This window comes from Gemmatimonas sp., assembly GCF_044345575.1.
Taxonomy (GTDB): domain Bacteria; phylum Gemmatimonadota; class Gemmatimonadetes; order Gemmatimonadales; family Gemmatimonadaceae; genus Gemmatimonas.
Genome location: NZ_JBIJAW010000367.1, coordinates 1 through 3231 on the forward strand (window position 1 = coordinate 1; position 3231 = coordinate 3231).

Below are 3231 nucleotides of genomic sequence, written 5' to 3' on the forward strand. Positions count from 1 at the left end.
AGCGCCAGCGCCAGCGCCGGGGTGAACGGGCGGATGTAGTGCATGCGAGAAGCGGGTGAGAGGTGGGGGCAACCGCGAACCTCAAGAATACGTGAGGCACCACGGCGTCGCTGCGCGGCGTGGCCTCAACTCTCCCGCTCATTTCTCGACACTCACTCCGCCAGCTTACCGCGCTCCCTCACCGCTTCCCCAGGGCTGCTGGCGCCGCCGCGCGCCCGCCCGCGCCCGCCAGCACCAGCAGCGTGAGCACGTACGGCAGCGCCAGGAAGAGCTGGTAGGGCACGCCGCTCCACCCCATGCTCTGAAACAGCACCTGCAGCGAATTGGCGGCACCGAAGAGCAGCGCGGCGGCCGCGACCCCGAGCGGGCGCCATCGGCCGAGGACCACGATGGCGATGGCGATGAAGCCGCGGCCGGCACTCATCCCTTCCACGAAGGTGCCGGCCTGGGCCAATACGAGCGTGGCGCCGGCGAGGCCGGCCATGGCGCCGGCAAAGAGCACGGCCAGCAGCTGGTACCAGCGCGGCGCGATCCCTGCGGCGATGGCGGCATCGGGGTACTCGCCAACGGCGCGCAGTGCGAGTCCGCGGTGCGTGCGCTGCATCCACCACGCGAGCAGCGGCGCGAGGAGCATCACGGCGTAGGTGGTGGGAGGCTGGGCGAACAGCGCGGATCCCACCAACGGAATGTCCGCCAACCCCGGGATGCGCCACACGCCCGCCGTGGGGGTATCGAGCGCCACGCCGGCCGCGCCGAAAATCGTGCGATACAGGGTGCCGGTCAGCCCGAGGGCGAACATGGTGATCGCCGTACCGGTGATGATCTGATCGGCGCGCAGCCACACCGTGAACAGGGCGAAGATCGCCGCCACCAGTAAACCGGCGAGCGCGCCCACGGCAAAGCCGCCGCCTACCCCCAACACGCTGGCGGCTACGGTCGCGCCGAGGGCGCCGGCGATGATGGAGCCCTCGAGGCCGATGTTGATCACCCCGGCACGTTCGCTGATGCACTCGCCGAGGGCGGCGAAGGCGAGCGGTGTGGCGGTGCGCACCGTGCTCTCGAGGAAACCGGCGCCGATCGCGAGCGCCCCGGCGTCCTGCAGCAGCGCCAGCATGCTCCCGCTCATGTGGTGGCCTCATCGCGCGTGGTGAGCCGTCCCGACCAGCGATCGGCCGCCACGATGAGCAGAATCAGCAGCGCTTCCACCACACTCACCACCACGCTGGGCACACCGGCATCGCGCTGCATGGCGTTCGCCCCGGCTTCGAGCGCGCCGAAGACCAGCGCCGTGCCCAACACGCCCACCGGATGCAATCGTGCGAGCAGCGCTACGGCGATTGCCGTATAGCCGTAACCCGGCGAAAAGTTTTCGTAGAGCGCGTACGTGATGCCCGTGTATTCCACCGCGCCACCGAGTCCGGCCAGGAGGCCGCTCAGCACGAATGCCCCGAACACCGTGCGGGCGACGGCGACTTCACCAGCGCTGCGCGCCGCATCGGGGTTCATGCCCACGGCGCGGAGGCGGAAGCCGCTCGCGGTTTGCGTGAGCCACCACCACGCGCCAATGGCGACGGCGATGAGGAGCACGACACCCGCATGTAGCCGTGTGCCGTCCAGCAACACCGGCAGATGCAGCGACTCGGCCAGCGACGCCGACTGCGGATTCACCTTGGTGGGTTCCTGCAACGGACCGCGCACGAGCCAGCCGGTGAGATACTGCGCCACGAAATTGAGCATGATGGTGCTGATTACTTCGAGCACCCCGAAGCGCAGCCGCAGCAGTGCCGCCATCGCTGCCCACCCGGCACCGGCACACGCGCCGGCACCGAGCAACATGGGAATCGCCACGAGCGGCGAGGCACCGGCGAGTGGAACCGCCAACGCCGTGGCGGCGGCCGCGCCAACAAGCAGCTGCCCTTCGGCGCCGATGTTCAGAATGCCGGCGCGGAATGCGAGTGACACCGCCAGCCCCGCAAAGCCCAGCGGCACCATGCGTACGATGGTCGCCGACGTGATGGCGTAGTACGACCCGAACGCCCCGCGCACCAGCGCCGCGAGCGCCTGCCCCACATCGTGACCGGTGGCCAGCAGGAGCAGCGCCAGCAAGACGAACGCCGACGAAAGCACCGCGAGCAATTGAGCGACCGCGCGTTTCACGAGGCGCCCCCCAGCATCGCCCGCCCCACATCCTCGCGGTCGCCGTGCACTTCGCGCACGGTACCCGTGTGCATCACGTACACGCGGTCGGCGAGCAGGAGCACTTCGTCGAGATCGCTGCTGTACACCACCACGGCTGTGCCGTTGTCTCGCGCGTCGCGCAGCGCCTGCTGCACGGCTGCCGTGGCCTTGAAGTCGAGCCCACGCGACGGATTCTCCACCACCAGCGCCTGCGGCTGGTCGGCGAGTTCACGTCCCAACACGAACTTCTGCTGGTTACCGCCGGAGAGAGTGCGCGCCACGGCGACGGGGCCCGGTGCCCGCACGTCGAATTGCGTGAGCAGCTTCGCGGTACTCTCGCGGAGCGCTCCCCACGACATGCGGCCACGCCGTTCACCTGCGCCGCGCAACGCGGTGTTCTCGTAGAGCGGCGCATCGAGCAGCAACGCATCGCGATGCCGGTCTTCCGGCACGAACCCCACGCGGCCCGGGCGCTGCACACGACCGTTCGCGGCGTCGTAGCGCCCCGCGAGCAGGCGCAGCAACTCGTGCTGCCCCGACCCCTCCACCGCCGCGATGCCTACGATTTCTCCCGCGCGCACCACGAGCGACGCCTCGCGCACCCGCTCTACTCCGCGCGCATCGCGCCAGGAGACGTGATTGAGCGCGAGCACGATAGGCGAGGCGGTGGCGCCGTGCCCAGCTAGCGATGCGCCGCTCGCGCCGTCCCCGCTCGCGCCGTCCCCGGTGCGCCGTTCAGCTGGCGCCGTCTCGGTTGTGGCGCCCCCGATCATCGCCTCCGCCAACACCGCTTCCGTCGTCTCCCTCGCGCGCGCCGTATACACCGTGCGACCGCGCTGCAGCACGGTCACGTCGTCGGCGACGGCCAGTGCATCGCGCAGCTTGTGCGTGATGAGCACCACCGCGTTGCCGGCATCGGCGAAGCGACGCATCCAGGCGAGCAGCTCTGCCGCCTCGCTCGGCGCCAGGACGGCCGTGGGCTCATCGAGAATGAGCAGCTGCACATCGCGCGCGAGCGCCTTCACGATTTCGCATCGCTGCTGCGCGCCCACG

General features: G+C 70.1%; 3 protein-coding genes. All 3 read right to left on the bottom strand.

The window, feature by feature from the left end:
• Positions 1–178: 178 nt before the first annotated feature.
• Positions 179–1126 (bottom strand): ABC transporter permease, encoded by a 948-nt coding sequence (locus tag ACIQ6O_RS15230; protein WP_396208629.1) that lies wholly within the window; start codon positions 1124–1126, stop codon positions 179–181.
• Entirely contained in the window at positions 1123–2157 is a 1035-nt protein-coding gene (locus ACIQ6O_RS15235) for an ABC transporter permease (RefSeq protein WP_396208630.1), read from the bottom strand. Before ACIQ6O_RS15235 ends, ACIQ6O_RS15230 begins: the two co-directional genes overlap by 4 nt.
• Positions 2154–3231: ATP-binding cassette domain-containing protein (locus tag ACIQ6O_RS15240; RefSeq protein WP_396208631.1), on the bottom strand; the 1078-nt coding region annotated here is incomplete at its 5' end. The genes ACIQ6O_RS15240 and ACIQ6O_RS15235, both read right to left, overlap by 4 nt.